Below are 19467 nucleotides of genomic sequence, written 5' to 3' on the forward strand. Positions count from 1 at the left end.
ATTATGGAATGGATAAAAAAAGAAGATTCCAGACCAGATATTAAAGGTCGATATCTTGTTTCATCATCTTTTGGAGTTGTTACGGATTGGTACGACCCTGAATGGAGCAATAAATTTCAGGATTGCGATACCAACTGCGACGAAGGGATGAGCGATTTTGATGATAATGTTTTCTTTGTTACTCATTGGATGCCGCTTCCTGCTCCTCCAGAAGAATAATTAATCCCCCGCCCCATTCCCCCTACTCGTCCGGCTATCGCAGACGGGAAGCGCACAACCAAATTTCAGGAGTCAATCATGCCTCTCGCTAGAACAGTGAAAGATAGTCAATTGCAACGACGACTCAGCACACAGAAAGCTCTCTGGTATCGCCATAAAGGTGATCGCAATGGAATGAGAGCACATCTGAACTTGTCGAGAATCGAGGTTCTTAATCAGCGTTATTTCTTGGGCGGATGCCCGTTCTAAAAAGGTAAACATCATGAAATTCGAAAAAGCCATGAGAAAGAAAGCCAAGCTACGGCTGGCACTTACCGGGCCAAGCGGATCTGGAAAAACATATAGCGCATTGTTGGTAGCAAAAGGCATTGGCGGAAAAATAGCTTTCATCGACACAGAGAAAGGCAGCGCTTCACTTTATTCAGATATCGCTGACTTTGACGTACTTGAACTTGATCCGCCATTCTCTCCGGAGCGCTTCATTGAGGCGATCAAGTCAGCAGAAGATGCCGGGTATGAAACGCTTATCCTCGACAGTATCACCCACGAATGGGGAGGTGTCGGCGGATGCCTGGAATTGGTAGACACAATCGCCAAGGCGAAATACCGCGGCAATAGTTGGTCAGCCTGGAGCGAAATTAACCCTCGTCATCGCCTTTTCCTCGATGCAATTTTGCGTTCGCCTATGCACATCATCGCAACCATGCGCAGCAAGACTGAAACAGCCCAGGTAGAAGAGAACGGCCGCAAGAAGGTCGCCAAGCTTGGCATGAAATCAGAGCAGCGTGACGGCGTTGAATACGAGTTCACTACTGTGCTGGACATAGCCCACGAAACGCACCATGCGATCGCCAGTAAAGACCGTACCAAATTGTTCTCAAACTCGGATCCGGTAATTCTCGGAGAAGACACTGGTAAGCGCTTGCTTGACTGGCTTGAGTCTGGAATCAACCAACACGAAGAGGCACTTAAGCAGTTTGTCTCTGATGCAGAAAATGCACCAGACATGGAGACACTGAAACTTCTTTTCGAAGAAGCATGGATAACTCTTCGTGGCACTGAATACCAGGCAAAAGCAAAAGAAGTTTACGACAGCAGGAAGCTAGATTTCTCTCCTAACACTGAATCTGCATAACCAACCTACAAGTAGGCGGCCTAAGGGCCGATTCACCATGACTCCAGAAACTATCCTCAGCATTCTGCGCAAGGACGCTCGGAACAATATCACTGCGTTCCATAGATGGAAAACTTCAGCAGGCGCACTAAGCCACTCAGAAGGAATCACCCTCAATTACCACGAGCCATATTACGAGGGATGGGCACCTAACTTAGAGATGCAACAAACATTCATCTCAGGCCCGGCGCTGGACCAGATACAACAACACCTTGTCGCTGAGGAATGGGGAAACGGAACGATCGGCGGCTGTGTGTATCGGCTTAAGGAGAACCAATGAGCGAACTTTGGCAACCGTGGGAAAACCTGTTCCTGCATGACGTTGGCAGAACAATGCCGGTTCATGTTATCGCAGAAAAGCTTGAACGTTCCGAATCGGCAATCACTCGCCAGGCGTCACGCATCGGCGCACCACTTATCAGAAAGATGACCGGCAGACCATGGACGCCAGCCGAACTTCATCTCTTTGGTCGGTTCTCAGAGGAAGAGATAGCCAAAGCAACCGGTCGATCCATTTACTCAGTCAGAAGCAAGCGTAACGCTCTGGCCCGCTCCGGAGGATTAACTATGCGTGAATGGTCAACGGAAGAGTTAGCGATTCTCATGCGCTACACCAACGCAGAAGTAGCAGAGATTACCGGTCGGAGTATCGAAGAGGTCGGAGATAAGCGGCTGCAGGTGAATATTGAGCGGAATGGATGGGATGTTAACGATCCGGAGAGGGAGGATTCATGACCGATTATACCGGCAGCAACACGCCAGCAGATCAGCGTGACCTCTGGCGCACACCACCGGCACTCTTCGCAGCATTGGATGCTGAATTCTGCTTTCAACTGGACGCAGCCGCAGCGCCATATAACGCGCTGTGCCGTAAGTTCATCACGGCCGAGCAGAACACGCTGGAAACACCGTGGACCGATTACCTCAACATTCCAGGTTATGCATGGCTAAACCCACCTTACAGCGACATCACGCCGTTTGTGAAAAAAGCTGCAGCGGAGAGCAAGAACCAGATCGGCACTGTCATGCTGGTTCCTGCTGATACTTCGGTTGGCTGGTTCCGTGAGGCTATCGAGACAGCCAGCGAAGTTCGCTTCATCACCGCTGGGCGTCTGGCATTCATCAACCCGGCCACCGGTAAACCGGTAAGCGGCAACAACAAAGGATCGATGCTCATCATCTGGCGACCGTACCCGCGTACACACTGCCTCTTCGCAACTGTGGACCGGGACGAGCTGATGGCTTTCGGGGCGAAACTTCTCGCTCGACGGGAGGCAGCATGAAGAAGATGACTATCGAACAGGAGAACGCATTGCGAGCTACTGCCAAGCGCTGCAACGACGAACTGAAAGCTGCGATGGCACAGAAGCCTAAGCCGAAGTTTGACTCTGTCAGCCGGCCACTTCTGGCGAAACATTACGAGAAGATAAAGGGACTTGGAGTCCCTTTTTTATTGTTCGTTTACACCATTGGGATGATCAACAAACAGTTTCGGGAGCATTGACCATGGCTGACATTATCGATAACGCATCAACGCTTGAAGATTTGCAGCGTGACGCAGCACTGAGCATGCACAGACTAAACCACTCAGCAGTATCAGCAACGCACTGTGAGGAATGCGGTGATCCGCTAATTCCTGAACGTAGAGATGCGTTTCCTGGCTGTAAGAAGTGCGTTAGTTGTCAGGAAGATGAAGAAAAGCGGAATCGGAGGATGTGATGAATAATCGCAAAGCAAGGCGCTTGCTTGGTGTTCATATCAGAGACACTTATCGGATAAGCAACAGGCGCTGGCTGGTTTGGGGAAGTAATTACCCATTTGTATGGGAACACGCAAAGCCATCACCGAGACAGAAAAGGAAAGCGAGAGAGGTTGCAGCATACCGAGAGGAATTAAAGCGCACTCAGGAGTTAGCCAATGTTCAGGATAATCCAGCCTAATACCTGGTACGCCGATCCCCACGGCGCGCCCTGCAAAATCATCCGCGCTACTCACGAAGTCATCCACTACATCCGCAACGGTCGCACCTGCATTTCCAGCATGGGCCGCTTTCAGCATGAATTCGAGCCGCTGACCAAAGCACAGGCCGAGCGGATCGCCGAAGAAATAGAAACAGCAGAACACTTAAAACGCCTCCGCGCTATGCGGGCGGCATGAGGAGAGATATGAGCACCATTCAGGATATTCGCAACAAGTTAGCCGAGCTAGTTCCAGAGGCTCATCAGGTAGCTTGCTCTCTAGAAATAGGCGATGAGAGAACTGAGGCCTTCGAATTATATGAGGCGCTACGCCGACTTCAACGCCTCGGATCAGCCAGTGACATGCTATCTGCAACCAATCCGCTTTTCTCTGATTGTCACGAAGGTGATGACGAAGATTGGTGGGACGATGAAGACGACTGACGCAACTGATAGCCAGTTATGAGCTGGCTATTGGGTGCGAATGCACTGCCACGTTATCCCCCATTTGCCCGGCCATAGTGCCGGGTTCTTTTTGCCTGGAGTAAACCATGCCTAACATGTCAGCACCAACATCAATAATTGGATTTCAGACGTACCAACCAGACCCAGAAGATCTTTGCTCTCTGTGTGGTGGCAATTTCGGTAAAGCATCAATGATTGAGTGTAAAAACAAAATCCATGTGTGTCTTGAATGCGCGGGAATTCTTTCTGAGATCAAAAAAGACAGAGAGATGAAAAAGAGAAATGAAACGGTATTGGCAATAAAGAATGTGCTTATAGCATCAGTAAAGGTTGACTACGGCAACGATCCAAGACACAGCGACGCTCTCTTTATCTATGACCAAATCAGTGCAGGTAAAATACCGGGATTAAAACTGGAGTAACCATGAAATCACACAGCCTCACACTCGATGAGGCCTGCGCATTTCTTCAGATATCCAGACCTACAGCCACCAACTGGATCCGCTCAGGCCGACTACAAGCAACCCGCAAAGACCCCGCAAAACCTAAATCCCCTTACCTCACCACACGACAGGCCTGCATTGCGGCGCTTAACTCTCCGCTGCATACTGTCGCCGTGAGCGCGGGTGATGGCATAACAGAGGAAAAACAATGTCACTCTTCCGCAGAGGTGAAATATGGTACGCGTCCTACTCGACACCGGGCGGGAAGCGAATTAAGGAAAGCCTTGGGACTTCCGACAAGCGGCTCGCTACTGAGCTACATGACAAGCGCAAAGCTGAATTGTGGCGAGTAGACCGGCTTGGCGATTTCCCTGACGTAACGTTTGATGATGCCTGCATGCGATGGCTGGAGGAAAAGGCAGAGAAGAAATCACTGAAAGATGATCGCAGCCGTATGGCTTTCTGGCTGGCGCATTTTGAGGGGATCCGGTTAAAGGACGTGACCGAGCAAAAGATTTACTCAGCAGTGAACAAGATGAGTAACCGCAAGCAACTTGAGATATGGAAAATCAAGGCTGCCGCGGCGCAAAAGAACGGAGAACCAGCGCCAGTATATTCAGCTAAACCGGTCACCACCTCCACCAAGGCCAAGCATCTGGCATTGATGAAGGCAATCCTGCGGGCGGCAGAACGTGACTGGAAGTGGCTGGAGAAAGCGCCGGTGATCAAGGTTCCATCGGTACGCAATAAGCGCGTCCGGTGGCTTGAGGCTGATGAGGCGAAAAGGCTGATTGATGAATGTCCGGAACCGCTGAAGTCGGTTGTTAAGTTTGCGCTGGCAACCGGCCTACGCCGTTCTAATATCATCAATATGGAGTGGCAGCAGATCGACATGCAGCGTCGAGTTGCCTGGGTTAACCCGGAAGACAGTAAGTCAAATCGCGCTATTGGCGTAGCGCTGAACGACACCTCCTGTAAGGTTTTGCGTGACCAGATTGGTAAGCATCATAAATGGGTGTTCGTGCATACGAAAGAAGGCATCCGTCCTGATGGCTCAAAGACACCGACAGTCAGAAAGATGCGCGTCGATGATCAGCGGGCATGGAATGCAGCTTGTCGCCGGGCGGGAATTGAGGATTTTCGCTTCCACGATCTGAGACACACGTGGGCTAGTTGGCTAATTCAGTCCGGAGTTCCGCTTTCTGTTCTGCAGGAAATGGGAGGATGGGAGAGCATCGAGATGGTGCGCCGGTACGCTCACCTTGCGCCGAATCATTTAACGGAACACGCGAAGCAAATCGACTCGATTTTTAGTAATGATGTCCCAAATATGTCCCATCTGGAAAATAAGGAACTTGCAGAAAATGAGTAAGTTGCTGAAATATAATGGTACGCCCTGTAGGATTCGAACCTACGACCTACGGCTTAGAAGGCCGTTGCTCTATCCAACTGAGCTAAGGGCGCATTGCGAAGTGATTACTTCATGCAGATGAAACGCGTGAATTATACGGTCAGTGCTTGCTGAGTCAATGCCTTTTGTTTCGGTTGCTGGCGAAGTGTACGAATGTTGATTTTTTCTGCTCGTTCAAAGGTATCCAGGAAATCACCTGGTAACAACTCAGCCCGCAAAACGTCAGATTTAGGGATACATGTATTTAGAATATTTATGATTTTGCTTAACATTCTTTTATCCCCTCTCCAGTGGTCAGGAACTCTTTAATGTTAAGTATCGCCATCAAGGAAGAAAACAGTCACTTCGAACATGGACTGAAAATCATCATCTCCCATCTGGCAAATCAGTGGCATCAGGAGATTAGCTTTTTACCTGTCGAAGATATCGATCGCGCTGAAATCGCGTTTATCTCACTGGATGAAGATTGGCTCAGCGCCGATTGTTACATGGTTCCTGTCCATACCAGGCGCCAACACCGGGTGGTCATCTGTAGCAAAAACGACAAAGATAAGCTGATGTTCCGCCCCTGCCTGTACATGTTGCCACTGATTTATCGGGAAGATGACGTCGACGAGATAACCAAAAAACTGGTCCTCATCCTGCAAAAACGCGCACTGCGCACTAGCGTGCCCGCGACTATCTGCCATTACTGCACCACCCGCAACTTTTCTATCGAAGAACGCCAGTTCTTAATGTTTCTCGCCAGCGGGTATACGTTAGCCGAAACGGCTCATCTGCTCTCAGTCAGTGATATCCAGGCCAAAGCGACCCGCCGCAGCATTATGAAAAAGCTGCATGTGAAAAACGATCAGCAATTCTTAAGATACATCCGCGCACATCTGAACTTTCTGCAAAATTAGACGGGGTGTCTCTGCCTAATTTTTATTGAGAAATATCTCATCATCGATTAAGCATCGGCTCCTACTGTACCTGGCTTCAGGCTGCGAGAATAATCCGGCCATACTATTTCCGGGGTAACAGAAAGACACACCCGGTAATATTTTATCTAATCTCAGAGAGAGGTTGAACTGGATAAAACGATCTTTTGGGCATTGAGTAAGACATCAGAAAACTTCCGGCAGATTATTCTGATGGAGTACGCAATTGCCAGTCTGATGATTGTTGAAGCACTGAAACCCAACGGCACAAGTCAACTCACATTTGCGCTGACAAAAGTTTGGTTCAGGGATGCCTGTAGTCAGCAATTTATCCAGACCTGCCGCAACAGAAATGGAATGGAAAAGGATGCACAGTGCAAAACGCCGGGACCGCTATCGCCGTATACGAAACGCTAACTGTAGCTGGCAATTTCCCCACTGTACCTCACAGGTATTTGACCGGATCGAGTATCTGGCGCAAAAACTCGAATACACCTTACCGGACGGCACTATATCTCAGGCGATAATTACGACAGACTACTATCTGGCCTATGCGCTGAGTCGACATTTATTCTCAGGTACTCGCACGGCGATCTTCCAGAGCGTTGAATCGACTTTGCTCAGCATGCAAGAGCCGGTAATAAGCCAGTTAGTGATTGACATTGAAAGCTTAACAATCCCTTATTTCGATATACTTGAAAGCCTGCGCCAGCTAATTAAGAAGCATAATGACATCCAAATCTTCATAATGCTTTCCAGTCGCGATGAAGACCTCACTACATTTATTTCACTGTCCGGTCCATTTTATATCTTGCCACGCAATTTGCGCCTCCCCGAGATGCGCCATGCCTTATTATCTCCGGTTCTTAACTATATTCATTCCAGGCGTATAAATCAGCTCGACTGGGAGCTGATTACCTTACTATTGCAGGGTAACTCCTTAAAAAATATTGCATTGTTACAGGAACAACCCTACCACCGCATCATCTATCGCCTGAACCAGTTGATTACGCGCCTTGGATTACCCAGCAGGCAGCGTTTTTTGCATCTGATACACCGTCTCAACGTTACCTCTCCCCATTTAATTTAACACCATAACTCATTGTGCTATAAGATTTTTTAGGAAATTACTTATTATTGAATAAGAAAAAAGATCTAATTTTTACAAATATTTAATATTTACAACTATTCCTGGTATTATGCCTGGAGGCACACTCACACTTAACCTTACTGATCCTGTGCATTTCAATAAAAAATAGTCCTATTGCAGCCTTAACAAAACCTAAACAATTGGTTTATTGTGTCGTTTTTACTGTTTAAAAAAAATTTTCAATCTGCCATAATTCGAACCACAGATAAATAATACCAATAGTCATTAACACATCTGGATCTTTCAGAATATCCTAACTGACATTAACAACCAGGATGTTGTAAGTCTTTTCCGAATGAGCAGAGCAGGTATAATCCCCACAGTTTCCTGATTAATTGTTAGTTTTCCCGGTGTGAAATGGATTTTCCACAAATTCATTGTTCTGCAGAAGAACAACCGAATAAACAAGGATGAAATAATATTTATTCGGCTCTCCCTCAGAACAATTCTTGGCTATTTGACAATATTATAACGCCTGATGTTTTATCAAATTCGCAAGATACGCAAACAGTTTGAGGCATACAACAATGAAACCAGCATCCGTTATCATTATGGACGAACACCCTATTGTCAGAATGTCGATAGAAGTACTACTCGAGAAAAACAGTAATATTCAGGTAGTGTTGAAAACCGATGACAGCCGTACGGCAATAGAACACCTGCGCACGTACCCTGTCGATCTTGTCATCCTGGATATTGAACTGCCTGGTTCTGATGGGTTTACATTACTCAAAAGAATAAAGTCATTGCAGGAGAAAACTCGGGTACTGTTTCTGTCCTCAAAATCCGAGTCATTTTATGCCGGGCGTGCTATCCGGGCCGGTGCAAATGGGTTTGTCAGTAAACGAAAGGATCTCAATGATATCTACAATGCGGTAAAAATGATTTTATCGGGATATTCCTTTTTTCCTTCGGATACACTTAATTTCATTAACAATATAAATGCACAAAAAGGCGTCTTACATGACATGCCGCTCTCTAACCGTGAAGTTACCGTTTTGCGTTATCTGGCAAACGGGCTATCCAATAAGGAAATTGCTGAGCAGTTGTTACTCAGCAATAAAACGATTAGCGCTCACAAGGCTAATATCTACTCCAAGCTCGGGTTGCACACCATCGTTGAGCTGATCGATTACGCAAAAATGCATGAATTAATGTAATAACACTCCCGGCGAGATTTCGTTCGGGAGTGTTTTGTTAGCGCATTGATTAGTTATAGTTAATCATGAACGTGGCATCAGCCCTGGCAATGCCAGGCTGAACCCCAGCAGCTAACGCGATATAGTTTGCGAAAAAGGTCAGCGTGGCATTGCCGTTCTCATCAATCCCCACCGTCTGGCTGGCCTGTTCGAGCGGCAATCGCGTACGGTCGCTGTCGTGCAGTTCGATCGCCACCTTTTGCGCCATCACCGCATCATCAAGCGCCAGCAACGTCGTGCCCGGGGCCGGAGTTCCGGAAAACGTTATCGAAGCGGAACCCGGCGGGCAGCCTTCTAGCTTCAGCGTAAACGCGACCGGTTGAGTAGTATCTCCGCTGGTCTGAAGCTGCTTGGTCGACCAGGTGCCTAGCTCCACCGACTTATTGCTGTCGCTGGCAATTACCGCGCAGGTAAAGTCCACCACGTTTCCGCGCAGTTCAATATTGATTTCTCCCAGCGACGAAGCGGCATGGCACAACGAGCTGAATGTCAGCAGGCACACCATTGCCAGGCGTTTCCCTGCGGCTGGCGTTTGCTTGTTAGTCATAATCCACTCGCAGATAGCCACGGGCTGTAAAAGGTCCTTCGGTGGGCTTATTGCCCGTCACGCTGACCGGCCATGTTCGAATACCCACGCTCGCCGCGGCGTTATCATCCAGTTGAAACGGGATAGTGCTGGACAGATTATTGGGCGTCAGCGGTTTACCGCTGCTGTCGGCGACAATAAAACCTAAATCGGGATTGTCAGATACCATCATTTGCCCGGTGGCTTTCTCGGCCTCTACACGCATGGTTAAGTAGGCCTGAGCAGCGACGTTGGTGCATTTTATCGCTACCGTTTTGGTCTGCGGATTGATGCCTTCAGGCCGGTTTCCCGCTCCTGCCTTGCTAAACAGCGATGCGCCAATATCACCAAAATCAAACTCAACAATCTGCCCGGCGTTTACTTCGCAGTTTTGTGGAACCTCCACCTTGCCGCTGTAGCTGATGGTATAAACCGGCACGCTTAGCGCATCTCCGGTACTGGTCGTGACATAGACGCTGAACATCGTCTGCCGCGGAATCGGCACCATGTTAATAAACGGGCGGATCACTTTGAGCTTAAACACCAGCTTTGAATCCATCACGCCAAAAGGCTGCTGCTTAGGTACGTTAGGGTGAGTCCCCATGCGAATGTAATTACGTGGGGGATAAAATAACCCGGCATAGCTATCGGTTATGCTCATGGCCCCCAGCAGGTAGTCATTGAGCTTCAGATACTGGAAGCCGCCTTCGGTACTTTGAACCGGAAGTTCAGTGACATAGCTTCGATAGGTGTAATTTACCGTTGTCCCGGCCGGACAGGTGGCATTCACGCCAACCCAGCCAGATTTTTCCGGTAACGTCACCACCTGTCCCGGCTGGTTGTTACTACTGTTGAAGACATTCGACAGATCGTAAAAAACATCCGTTGGCGTGCCATTCGAGTTTTGGCAGACCGTCGCCCAGGACGAATGGGCCATCAGCAGTAAAGCGCTTCCCAGTAACAAACCCGTTTGTCGTTTCATCGTATTATTCCTGTCGTGCTGACGGAGATTCGCACGTCACGTTCGTGAGCGTTACCGCTTGTTTCAGGCTATCCTCTGGCAAGGCATAGCGCGCCACGCAGCGCGCGTTTGCGCCTTCCCCCCATTGGATCAACAACTCGCCTTTTAGCGGCAAGCCGCTCAGGTAGATTTGCCCGTCTTCACCCACCATGCTGGTCACGCCGCTGGTGTTTTCACGCACGACGGAGCCAAACGGCACTGGTTTACCGGCATGTTTGGCGGTAATCAGCGCCCGCACACCGATTCGTGTATCAAACGCCGCCCGCACCAGCGCCCCTTGCGTTGGCACTACGCTACTGACGTTATTCTCCACATCGGTATTGTTGTTCATGGAATTGGTGTCTAACGCGACGCGGTTATAGCGATAGACGGTGGCATATGGCATCACCGCGTATCCGCGCCAGTCGGTTTGAACGCCGGTCTGGTTCTCTATCCGTACACCCTGCGCGCCCGGCGCTTTAATCAGCACGTTGGTATCGCCCAGAGGCTGACTGAGCGTAATGCCGTCCGCATGCCCCACCACGCCGCCGGAGAGCTGCCAGTTGTAGTCATGCTGGTCACGGTCGTAGTTGTAACCCACGCCCAGCGTGCCATAGGCCGCCTGCCAGTTGGCGCTGGCGTTTCCGCTATAGCCATTGCTGCTGCTGTGCCCCTGATTCACGCTGTAGCTCAGGTTGCGCCCATCCAGCAACGTACCGCCGATTCCGCTCTGCCAACTGTTCTGCCCGTTGCTATTACGGTTGGCATTAAACGTGGCGTAGGTGCGATCGAGGGCGTTATCACGCGAGTAACGCCGTCCGCTCAGCAGGCTGAACGGTACAGACATATTGAACGCCAGAATACGATCGGTGTCGGAGATGCCAACCGATTCATTCCACGACCAGGAGAGTGAATAGCTAATCCCCTGCCAGCCGCTGGCATAGCCCAGTTGATACCAGGTATTGGTGTCTGAAGTATTCCAGTACGTCTGCTGACTACCCGAGATATACAGCGATCCGTAATCCCCCAGATTCTGCGAAATGTTGATCTGGAAACGGCCCTTTTTGCTGTAGCTCAGGTTGTGGTAACTCGTCACATTGGGCACGTCGTGGCGATTGCCCTCACTGTCGTATTCGTACTCATAGCCTTCCATACTGCGATACGCCACATCGTCGAGGGTATAGAAGCCACGCGTTGAGTAGCGATACCCCAACAGCTGGAAGTTAGTGCCAAAATTGTTCAGCGATTTCGCATACAAGAAACGTAGAGACTGCCCCTGGTGCGTACTGTCATCCGCCAGTTGGCTGCGCGCATGGGTGAGATCGACAGAAACCGCCCCCCAGTCCCCCAGGTTTCGACCGGTGCCTAAAACCACCGCGGTGTAACGTGAGGCCAACTGCGTACCACCGTATGCGGTATAGCCCTCTGGTAACCCGGCAATTAATGTTCCCTGAAAAAAGAACGGTGAAGATTGCTGGCTATTGCCGCTGCGAAAATCCCCGGCGACAATGTCATATTTGAAACGCCCTTCTCGCTGTAATAAGGGAACGGTGGAGTACGGCACCGTATAGCGTTGCTGGCTGCCGTCCTTCTCATCCACCGTGACCTCAAGATCACCGCTGGATGACGTTGGGTTGAGATCGGTTATCGAGAAAGCGCCGGGGGAAACATAGCTTTGATAAATCACATAGCCATTCTGACGAATGGTCAGTTTCGCTGCGGTACGCGCAATGCCGCGAACGGTAGGCGCGTAGCCCTGTAAGCTGTCGGGATACATACTGTCTGAGGAATAGAGCCGCGCACCGCGAAACCCGACGCTGTCAAAAACGTCGTTGCCAGTGTTGCTGTCGCCCATCACCAGTTCGCCCTTCAGCGGGATAATTGCGCGCTGAAGCCATGTACCGATGTTTTTCCAACTTTGCGAGTGGTATCCGTCGCCCCTGGAGTAGCTCCACGCACCGTTGTTTCTCAGCCGCCAGGGGCCATAGTTCAGACCACTGAGCATACTGAGGAAGTAACTGTCAGTATCACTGCCGCGGCTGCCGGTAAAGCTGTAGTTAACCAGCGCGGCCGGGATCCCTTCATCCCACTCTTCCGGAGGAATATAGCCGCGCGCGCTGTTTAACATTGACGCCTGTGGCAGGCTGACGTTTAAGCGCAGGGTAGAAAAATCAAACGCAATCTCGCTGCCGGGAATCGCCTCAGGTAGATTGATACAGGTATCGTTCGGATCCTTACTGAGTGCCGGAAACGCGGCGATATTGACGCCAAGGCGCTTTACCCAGTCGAGTCCAAAGCACGGCATCAGCCCACCGGACTTCTCCCCGGCTTTTGCCGCACTGGTAGTAAAACGAATATCCTGAGTGGCAACAAACTCATCGTTGCGCCAGATATCCACGCGATAAACGCCTTCAGGCTGGTGATTGCCTTTTTCAAAACGTGATAAATCCGCCACGGTTGCCGTATCCGCAGATAAAAAAGCCGGATTAAAATAGCTTTCTCCATAGCTTAGAGAGGGAAAGAGCGCCGCCAGCGTGGACAACGCCACCCCCGCCAGCGGTGGCGTAACCCCCGGTAACAGGCCAGGAAAATACGTTGTCTTATTCATCGTTATCTCAACGCACACTAACCGTTTTAGCCGGGGTCACAGCGCCATAATCATTGACCGTCTGGAACGTGACGTTGCCCTGAACGCCCGTGGGTAGCAGGACCTGCGCATCGCTTTTCGGCGCAACCATCACGTTATCGACCTTCGTTTTCCCCACATTGAGATTGACCAACGTGACGTAATACGCTGACGGATTGTTGATCTTCAGGTGGTTGCCGGAGCGGGAAAAGGTCAGCATTCCTGGTGCATCTTCCGGGATTTGCGGCAGATTATTCGGACGAACAAAAAGTTTGATGCGTGACAGAATCGCCAGTTGCAGAACGTTTTTTCCCTCAAGGCTGTTTTTATTGACTGACGGAATGGCTTTGACGTTCATCCAGAACAGCGACTCACGGTCTTTGGGCAGCGGTTCACCGGCATAGATGATACGCAGCGTGTTTTCGCTTTTGGGTTCACTGACAAACAGCGGAGGCGTAACCACAAACGATTTTTCTTTAGCACCTGCGCTATTCTCAATCCATGAATTAACCAGGTAACGTTCTTTGGTATCGCTATTGCTAATAGACAGGGACGTTTGTTTGGCATCGGCCGGATAAATAACGCGAGTGGCGCCTAATGCAATGCCTCCGGCAGCCTGAACACTGGCAGCAGAAAATAAGGCCAGTAAAAGGATAAAACCTGATTTTAGATAATTAAACATAGCTAAAAATACCTTTGATGCGATTATCGTTGGGAAATAAATCAGGGATAAACCAACGTAAACCACACGTCTGAGCGAAGCGTTCCCGGTGTTATATTTTCCGAGACAGCCCGATAGCGGGCAGTGAAATGAAACGTCATCTCTTGCGTTATAATCGGCGCATAATGAAGCGGCAGGGCATTCGGTATAATTTGCCGTTGGCGCTCGTCAAATAATGCCAGGCCAATCCCCGAAGCCGCAGACGCATCGCCGCTGGCAAGAAAAACCTGCGGATCTTCCGCTGGCGTCACGCCCGCAAATGCAATCCCAACATGGTCATAAACATCGGAGCTGCACGACGTTAAGCGCAGTGAAAACGGTACGCTGGTAGAGGCGAAGCTTCCCGTCCCAGAGAAAGCATTGGTGCGATACTGCCCCATTTGCACCCGCATATCCTGACTGTCAGTGGCGACCGTACAGGCGCCGTTGACGAGCTGCCCCCGTAAGTGGACGCGGCCACTTTCCAGTATTACCGTATGTGAAAGCACAGGCATTACGCACAGCATTCCCGCCAGCGCCACGCCTTTCCCTATCATCTGCCGCATCCTTCATCATCCCCGGATATTGCCTCATCCATTGAGGCGAACGTCATCCTTGCGCAAATCAAAACGGCTTATTCGTACTTCATGATGAACGTCGCGTCGGCATTTGCCTGACCCGGCGTTGCGCTTGCGGCAGTGGCTTTGTAACGCGCAGAGAAACGCAGGGTGTTGGTCCCTTCTACCAGCGCCTGAGCGGTAGAGAAGGTTGCGCCATCCGGCTTCAGCGCGGTGGACGTATTGTCCAGAATTTCAATCCCAACACCGCCCGCAGTGGTACCGTTGTCTGCAGAAGAGACGGCCAGCAGGTTGTTATTGGTATTATCGGACTGGCCAGAGAAAGCAACGGCTGCAGTTGCGGCAACGTTCGGGTCACAGTCGTTCAGCACGATAGAGAACGGAATTTGTGCTGTAGTGTCACCCACTGCGGCAAAACTGGCAGTACGATACTGGCCTAACGTCACAACCTGATCGGATGACTGAGTACTGACTGCACAGGCTGCATTGACCAGTTCACCTTCAAAATGCACAGTACCGCCGCTAACGCTTACCGGATCGGCTGCAACCGCTGCACCGGCGACTAACATCAGGCTGGCAATAACAGAAGAGGTCATTAATTTACGTTTCATGGATTTCCCTTGAATTACACACATCCGGCTCCAGCATCCTGCGGGATCCGTTTGAATCATTATCGACATTAAATGTCAGGCTAATTATCTCTGCATCCTGTAAAGATATATATCGCATGAGAATTAGCTAACCTTTTACCCCAATTCTCCTGAGTATTTGATTCACTAATTATTCCTCGCGAATATGACTATTCGTCACAGCGATAAATTAAACATTTCAATTAATGAAAAATACCTGCAAATCCTTTTAATGACCCTAGCTAATTCTTAATGGGACCCAGGAAAAATCTGGGTGAGAATGAGGTAAAATCCCTCATAATTAACCGTAACAGACTGGTTTGTGGCGCATTACCCCTGAAAATACCAGGGTGATGAGTTGTTTCATTCACGTTAATTTTAATTAGCATGCTCATTAATTATCCGCAAGGCTTATGCCTTTGTCCTGATCCCATTCGCAGATCGTGACGCCCCCTGGCGCACGTAAAAATGCAAACGAAAACTGACAGCACGTCCCGCTTCTGACAAAATAGCGGCATCCCCTTCGATTTAACGTAACAGACGGAATCCTCTCTCTGATGGCAGCAAAGATTATTGACGGTAAAACGATTGCGCAGCAGGTGCGCTCTGAGGTTGCTCAAAAAGTTCAGGCGCGTTTAGCGGCTGGATTACGCGCCCCAGGCCTGGCTGTTGTGCTGGTAGGTAGCAACCCGGCTTCGCAGATTTATGTCGCGAGTAAACGCAAAGCCTGTGATGAGGTGGGGTTTGTCTCCCGCTCCTATGACCTGCCTGAAACCACCAGCGAGGCGGAGCTGCTCGAGCTGATCGATACGCTCAATGCAGATACCACCATCGACGGTATTCTGGTCCAGCTGCCGTTACCTGCGGGTATCGACAACGTTAAAGTTCTCGAGCGTATTGCGCCGGATAAAGACGTTGACGGTTTCCACCCGTATAACGTTGGTCGCCTGTGCCAGCGTGCGCCGCGCCTGCGCCCGTGTACTCCGCGCGGTATTGTGACTCTGCTTGAGCGTTACAATATCGACACCTACGGTCTGAATGCGGTCGTTATTGGCGCGTCGAATATTGTTGGCCGCCCGATGAGCATGGAGCTGCTGCTGGCTGGCTGCACCACCACCGTCACCCACCGGTTCACCAAAGATCTGCGTCGCCATGTAGAGCATGCAGACCTGCTGATTGTTGCCGTCGGCAAACCTGGCTTTATTCCCGGCGAGTGGATCAAAGAAGGTGCGATTGTGATTGATGTCGGCATCAACCGTCTGGAGAATGGTAAGGTTGTTGGCGATGTGGTCTTTGAAGATGCTGCCGCACGCGCGTCATATATCACGCCGGTACCCGGCGGCGTAGGCCCAATGACGGTCGCTACACTTATCGAAAACACGCTGCAGGCGTGTGTTGAATATCATGATGTAAAGGACGTTTAAGATGGCCACATTTTCACTGGGTAAACACCCACACGTTGAACTCTGCGATTTACTGAAGCTGGAAGGCTGGAGCGAAAGCGGCGCCCAGGCAAAAATTGCTATTGGCGAAGGGCTAGTGAAGGTCGATGGTGCGGTAGAAACGCGTAAACGCTGCAAAATCGTTGCCGGACAGACCGTCAGCTTTGAAGGCCACAGCATTAACGTCGTGGCGTGATCCCAGGAGCCGGATGAGGTTAACCCCTGTCCGGCCACTTCCTCTCTCCTTTTCAGATAATGACTTCATCACCACTTCACAATTAACTGTTAGCATGTTGTTTTTCCACACGAAGCGATCATCATGCCAACAATCGTTACCCACGCTGCCGTTCCTCTCTGTTTAGGATTAGGTCTCGGGCGTAAAGTCATCCCCCCGCAATTACTGTTTACTGGCGTCATTTTGGCTATGTTGCCGGATGCCGACGTACTCTCGTTTAAGCTTGGCGTCGCCTACGGCAACGTGTTTGGTCACCGCGGTTTTACCCATTCGCTGCTGTTCGCCTTCGTGGTACCGCTGCTCTGCGTATGGATGGGTCGACGATGGTTCAAGGCAGGCTTAATTCGCTGCTGGCTATTCCTGACGGTTTCACTGCTGTCGCACAGCCTGTTGGATTCGGTCACCACTGGCGGCAAAGGCGTCGGCTGGCTGTGGCCGTGGTCGGATGAACGCTTCTTTGCACCGTGGCAGGTGATTAAAGCCGCCCCGTTTGCGCTATCACGCTACGCCACACCATACGGGCACCAGGTGATAATTTCGGAGTTGATATGGGTATGGCTACCGGGAGTTATGATGATGGGTGTGCTGTGGTGGTATCGGAAATATTAATTTGCCGGATACAACAAGCGTCTTATCCGACCGACATTCGTACATTGATTGCCGGACAGGGCGCGAGCCGCCATCCGGCAATCAATATCATTACTTACGGCGCCAGGTAGTGCCCTGCGGGCCATCTTCCAGCACGATACCCATCTCATTGAGACGGTCACGCGCGGCGTCAGCTGCCGCCCAGTCTTTGGCTTTACGGGCATCCAGACGCTGCTGGATTAACGCTTCAATTTCAGCAACTTCACCGTCATCCGCCTGCGCACCGCTTTGCAGGAATGCTTCGGGCTCCTGTTCCAGCAGGCCCAGCACGCTGGAAAGCTTACGCAGATGCGAAGCCATACCGTTAGCCGCCGCCATATCTTCACCCTTCAGGCGGTTAACCTCACGCGCCATATCAAACAGCACGGAGTAGGCTTCCGGCGTATTGAAGTCATCGTCCATCGCTTCAATGAAGCGTGCTTCAAAGGCTTCGCCACCGGCTGGGGCAACGGACTTATCGGTGCCGCGCAGCGCGGTATACAGACGCTCCAGCGCAGAGCGCGCCTGCTTCAGGTTCTCTTCGCTGTAGTTTAACTGGCTACGGTAATGACCAGACATCAGGAAGTAGCGAATGGTTTCGGCGTCGTAGTATTTCAGCACGTCACGCACGGTAAAGAAGTTACCCAACGATTTGGACATTTTCTCCCGGTCAACCATCACCATCCCGGAGTGCATCCAGTAATTAACGTATTCACCGTCATGCGCACAGGTGGACTGAGCGATTTCGTTTTCATGGTGCGGGAACATCAGATCCGAACCACCGCCATGAATATCAAAATGGTTGCCCAACTGTTTGCAGTTCATCGCCGAACATTCGATGTGCCAGCCAGGACGACCCGCGCCCCACGGAGACGGCCAGCTCGGCTCGCCTTCTTTGGACATTTTCCACAGCACGAAGTCCATCGGGTTGCGCTTCACATCAACCACATCAACGCGTGCGCCCGCCTGCAGCTGCTCCAGATCCTGGCGTGATAGCTGACCATAATTCGGGTCAGTCGGCACGTCGAACATCACGTCGCCGTTATCAGCGACATAAGCGTGACCTTTGGCAATCAGCTGTTCAGTGATTTCAATAATCTCAGCGATATGGTGCGTAGCGCGCGGCTCCAGATCCGGGCGCAGAATATTCAGCGCGTCGAAATCGCTATGCATTTCCGCGATCATTCTGTCGACCAACGCCACAAAGCTCTCGCCGTTTTCATTCGCGCGCTTGATAATTTTGTCATCAATATCAGTAATGTTGCGCACATACTTCAGCTTATAGCCGAGGAAGCGCAGATAGCGCGCGACAACGTCGAAAGAAACGAAGGTACGTCCGTGGCCAATATGACAGAGATCGTAAACGGTAATACCACACACGTACATGCCGACTTCCCCGGCATGAATAGGTTTGAATTCCTCTTTTTGGCGCGTCAGTGTATTAAAGATTTTTAACATCGAAGATTCCGTGTAGACGTGTGTGGATAGTAAAGTCTGTATAATACCCATAATTTAGACCGGAAGCAGCACACTTTGCGAGGTGATCGCAGCTTGCGGTTATGCTATAACACACCCCTAACTCTGACCCTTCACGGGGTCGAAGCACCAATCTATCGGAACAGGATGCAAAAATGGTTACTTTCCACACTAATCACGGCGATATCGTAATCAAAACGTTTGATGATAAAGCGCCTGAAACAGTTAAAAACTTCCTGGACTACTGCCGCGAAGGTTTTTACAACAACACCATTTTCCACCGTGTTATTAACGGTTTCATGATCCAGGGCGGCGGTTTCGAACCGGGCATGAAGCAAAAAGCCACGAAAGAAGCGATCAAAAACGAAGCGAACAACGGTCTGAAAAACACCCGTGGTACGCTGGCGATGGCGCGTACTCAGGCTCCGCACTCCGCAACCGCACAGTTCTTCATCAACGTTGCAGACAACGACTTCCTGAACTTCTCCGGCGAAAGCATGCAGGGTTGGGGTTATTGCGTGTTTGCTGAAGTTGTTGAAGGCATGGACGTGGTTGATAAAATCAAAGGCGTTTCCACTGGTCGCAGCGGTATGCACCAGGATGTGCCAAAAGAAGACGTCATCATCGAAAACGTGACCGTCAGCGAGTAA

25 protein-coding genes, 1 tRNA gene and 1 pseudogene are annotated in these 19467 nt (G+C 50.4%); 18 read left to right on the plus strand and 9 right to left on the minus strand.

Annotated features, from left to right (window positions below; all coding sequences use genetic code 11):
* The first annotated feature begins 3 nt into the window (after positions 1–3).
* The 11 genes and pseudogenes from O6D90_RS17225 (at position 4) to O6D90_RS17275 (ending at position 5631) form a co-directional block, all read left to right on the plus strand.
* Positions 4–219 carry a DUF551 domain-containing protein gene (locus tag O6D90_RS17225; RefSeq protein WP_271143171.1) on the plus strand — a complete coding sequence of 72 codons (216 nt, stop codon included), beginning with the start codon at positions 4–6 and terminating at the stop codon, positions 217–219.
* A gap of 262 nt (positions 220–481) precedes the next feature.
* On the plus strand, positions 482–1354 hold the full coding sequence (locus tag O6D90_RS17230) for an ATP-binding protein (RefSeq protein WP_271143172.1): 873 nt from the start codon (positions 482–484) through the stop codon (positions 1352–1354).
* A gap of 315 nt (positions 1355–1669) precedes the next feature.
* The gene (locus O6D90_RS17235; protein ID WP_271143323.1) at positions 1670–2128 is read left to right on the plus strand and encodes a hypothetical protein; all 459 of its coding nucleotides are present in this window, start codon (positions 1670–1672) and stop codon (positions 2126–2128) included.
* Entirely contained in the window at positions 2125–2676 is a 552-nt protein-coding gene (locus tag O6D90_RS17240) for a phage N-6-adenine-methyltransferase (protein WP_271143173.1), read from the plus strand. The genes O6D90_RS17235 and O6D90_RS17240 overlap by 4 nt, the downstream gene beginning before the upstream one ends.
* Positions 2673–2897 (plus strand): hypothetical protein, encoded by a 225-nt coding sequence (locus tag O6D90_RS17245; RefSeq protein ID WP_233623885.1) that lies wholly within the window; start codon positions 2673–2675, stop codon positions 2895–2897. Before O6D90_RS17240 ends, O6D90_RS17245 begins: the two co-directional genes overlap by 4 nt.
* Positions 2898–2899: 2 nt before the next feature.
* Entirely contained in the window at positions 2900–3112 is a 213-nt protein-coding gene (locus O6D90_RS17250) for a TraR/DksA family transcriptional regulator (protein WP_206167328.1), read from the plus strand.
* Positions 3113–3310: 198 nt separating this feature from the next.
* Complete coding sequence (locus O6D90_RS17255) at positions 3311–3550, plus strand: DUF4222 domain-containing protein (RefSeq protein WP_271143174.1); 240 nt, start codon at positions 3311–3313, stop codon at positions 3548–3550.
* Positions 3551–3558: 8 nt separating this feature from the next.
* Positions 3559–3795 carry a hypothetical protein gene (locus O6D90_RS17260; protein WP_271143175.1) on the plus strand — a complete coding sequence of 79 codons (237 nt, stop codon included), beginning with the start codon at positions 3559–3561 and terminating at the stop codon, positions 3793–3795.
* Between the two features lie 107 nt (positions 3796–3902).
* Positions 3903–4238 carry a hypothetical protein gene (locus tag O6D90_RS17265; RefSeq protein ID WP_425476440.1) on the plus strand — a complete coding sequence of 112 codons (336 nt, stop codon included), beginning with the start codon at positions 3903–3905 and terminating at the stop codon, positions 4236–4238.
* 2 nt (positions 4239–4240) lie between these two features.
* Positions 4241–4306 (plus strand): annotated as a pseudogene (locus tag O6D90_RS17270) (helix-turn-helix domain-containing protein); the annotation flags it as partial.
* Between the two features lie 161 nt (positions 4307–4467).
* Positions 4468–5631 (plus strand): integrase, encoded by a 1164-nt coding sequence (locus O6D90_RS17275; protein ID WP_271143176.1) that lies wholly within the window; start codon positions 4468–4470, stop codon positions 5629–5631.
* Positions 5632–5646: 15 nt separating this feature from the next.
* Here O6D90_RS17275 and O6D90_RS17280 read toward each other — a convergent pair.
* Positions 5647–5723, minus strand: a tRNA-Arg gene (locus tag O6D90_RS17280).
* A gap of 39 nt (positions 5724–5762) precedes the next feature.
* On the minus strand, positions 5763–5942 hold the full coding sequence (locus O6D90_RS17285) for a hypothetical protein (protein ID WP_016152134.1): 180 nt from the start codon (positions 5940–5942) through the stop codon (positions 5763–5765).
* Between the two features lie 36 nt (positions 5943–5978).
* Between O6D90_RS17285 and fimW the strand changes: the two genes are divergently transcribed.
* The 3 genes from fimW to fimZ all read left to right on the plus strand — a co-directional run bounded on the left by fimW (position 5979) and on the right by fimZ (position 8900).
* Positions 5979–6572: a fimbria biosynthesis transcriptional regulator FimW gene (gene fimW / locus O6D90_RS17290; protein ID WP_016155913.1), complete on the plus strand. Its 594-nt coding sequence runs from the start codon at positions 5979–5981 to the stop codon at positions 6570–6572.
* Positions 6573–6957: 385 nt separating this feature from the next.
* Complete coding sequence (gene fimY, locus O6D90_RS17295) at positions 6958–7680, plus strand: fimbria biosynthesis regulator FimY (protein ID WP_016155912.1); 723 nt, start codon at positions 6958–6960, stop codon at positions 7678–7680.
* 587 nt (positions 7681–8267) lie between these two features.
* On the plus strand, positions 8268–8900 hold the full coding sequence (fimZ, locus tag O6D90_RS17300; protein WP_016152131.1) for a fimbria biosynthesis transcriptional regulator FimZ: 633 nt from the start codon (positions 8268–8270) through the stop codon (positions 8898–8900).
* 49 nt (positions 8901–8949) lie between these two features.
* Here fimZ and sfmF read toward each other — a convergent pair whose 3' ends face one another.
* The 6 genes from sfmF to fimA form a co-directional block, all read right to left on the minus strand.
* The gene (gene sfmF / locus O6D90_RS17305) at positions 8950–9486 is read right to left on the minus strand and encodes a fimbria assembly protein (RefSeq protein WP_016155911.1); all 537 of its coding nucleotides are present in this window, start codon (positions 9484–9486) and stop codon (positions 8950–8952) included.
* Positions 9479–10486: a type 1 fimbria D-mannose specific adhesin FimH gene (gene fimH, locus O6D90_RS17310; protein ID WP_016155910.1), complete on the minus strand. Its 1008-nt coding sequence runs from the start codon at positions 10484–10486 to the stop codon at positions 9479–9481. Before fimH ends, sfmF begins: the two co-directional genes overlap by 8 nt.
* 4 nt (positions 10487–10490) lie before the next feature.
* On the minus strand, positions 10491–13112 hold the full coding sequence (locus O6D90_RS17315) for a fimbrial biogenesis usher protein (RefSeq protein WP_218731462.1): 2622 nt from the start codon (positions 13110–13112) through the stop codon (positions 10491–10493).
* 7 nt (positions 13113–13119) lie between these two features.
* Complete coding sequence (gene fimC / locus O6D90_RS17320; protein WP_016152127.1) at positions 13120–13812, minus strand: type 1 fimbria chaperone FimC; 693 nt, start codon at positions 13810–13812, stop codon at positions 13120–13122.
* Between the two features lie 41 nt (positions 13813–13853).
* Positions 13854–14387, minus strand: a complete 534-nt coding sequence (fimI, locus tag O6D90_RS17325) for a type 1 fimbrial protein subunit FimI (RefSeq protein ID WP_016152126.1) — start codon at positions 14385–14387, stop codon at positions 13854–13856.
* Between the two features lie 77 nt (positions 14388–14464).
* A complete protein-coding gene (gene fimA, locus O6D90_RS17330; protein WP_032931075.1) occupies positions 14465–15019 on the minus strand; it encodes a type 1 fimbrial major subunit FimA in 555 nt (184 codons plus the stop codon).
* Between the two features lie 575 nt (positions 15020–15594).
* Between fimA and folD the strand changes: the two genes are divergently transcribed.
* The 3 genes from folD (at position 15595) to O6D90_RS17345 (ending at position 17323) form a co-directional block, all read left to right on the plus strand.
* Positions 15595–16461, plus strand: a complete 867-nt coding sequence (folD, locus tag O6D90_RS17335; RefSeq protein ID WP_003021887.1) for a bifunctional methylenetetrahydrofolate dehydrogenase/methenyltetrahydrofolate cyclohydrolase FolD — start codon at positions 15595–15597, stop codon at positions 16459–16461.
* Position 16462: 1 nt separating this feature from the next.
* A complete protein-coding gene (gene ybcJ / locus O6D90_RS17340) occupies positions 16463–16675 on the plus strand; it encodes a ribosome-associated protein YbcJ (RefSeq protein ID WP_016152124.1) in 213 nt (70 codons plus the stop codon).
* A 123-nt stretch (positions 16676–16798) separates the two neighbouring features.
* Positions 16799–17323, plus strand: a complete 525-nt coding sequence (locus tag O6D90_RS17345) for a metal-dependent hydrolase (RefSeq protein WP_016155907.1) — start codon at positions 16799–16801, stop codon at positions 17321–17323.
* A 90-nt stretch (positions 17324–17413) separates the two neighbouring features.
* On the opposite strand, the gene cysS is transcribed toward O6D90_RS17345, so the two are convergent.
* Positions 17414–18799: a cysteine--tRNA ligase gene (cysS, locus tag O6D90_RS17350; protein WP_016155905.1), complete on the minus strand. Its 1386-nt coding sequence runs from the start codon at positions 18797–18799 to the stop codon at positions 17414–17416.
* A gap of 173 nt (positions 18800–18972) precedes the next feature.
* Here cysS and ppiB point away from each other — a divergent pair, with 173 nt between their 5' ends.
* The gene (ppiB, locus tag O6D90_RS17355; protein WP_003021875.1) at positions 18973–19467 is read left to right on the plus strand and encodes a peptidylprolyl isomerase B; all 495 of its coding nucleotides are present in this window, start codon (positions 18973–18975) and stop codon (positions 19465–19467) included.

Origin of the sequence: Citrobacter sp. 21OH12SH02A-Citro, from assembly GCF_027919895.1 — a bacterium.
Taxonomy (GTDB): domain Bacteria; phylum Pseudomonadota; class Gammaproteobacteria; order Enterobacterales; family Enterobacteriaceae; genus Citrobacter; species Citrobacter braakii.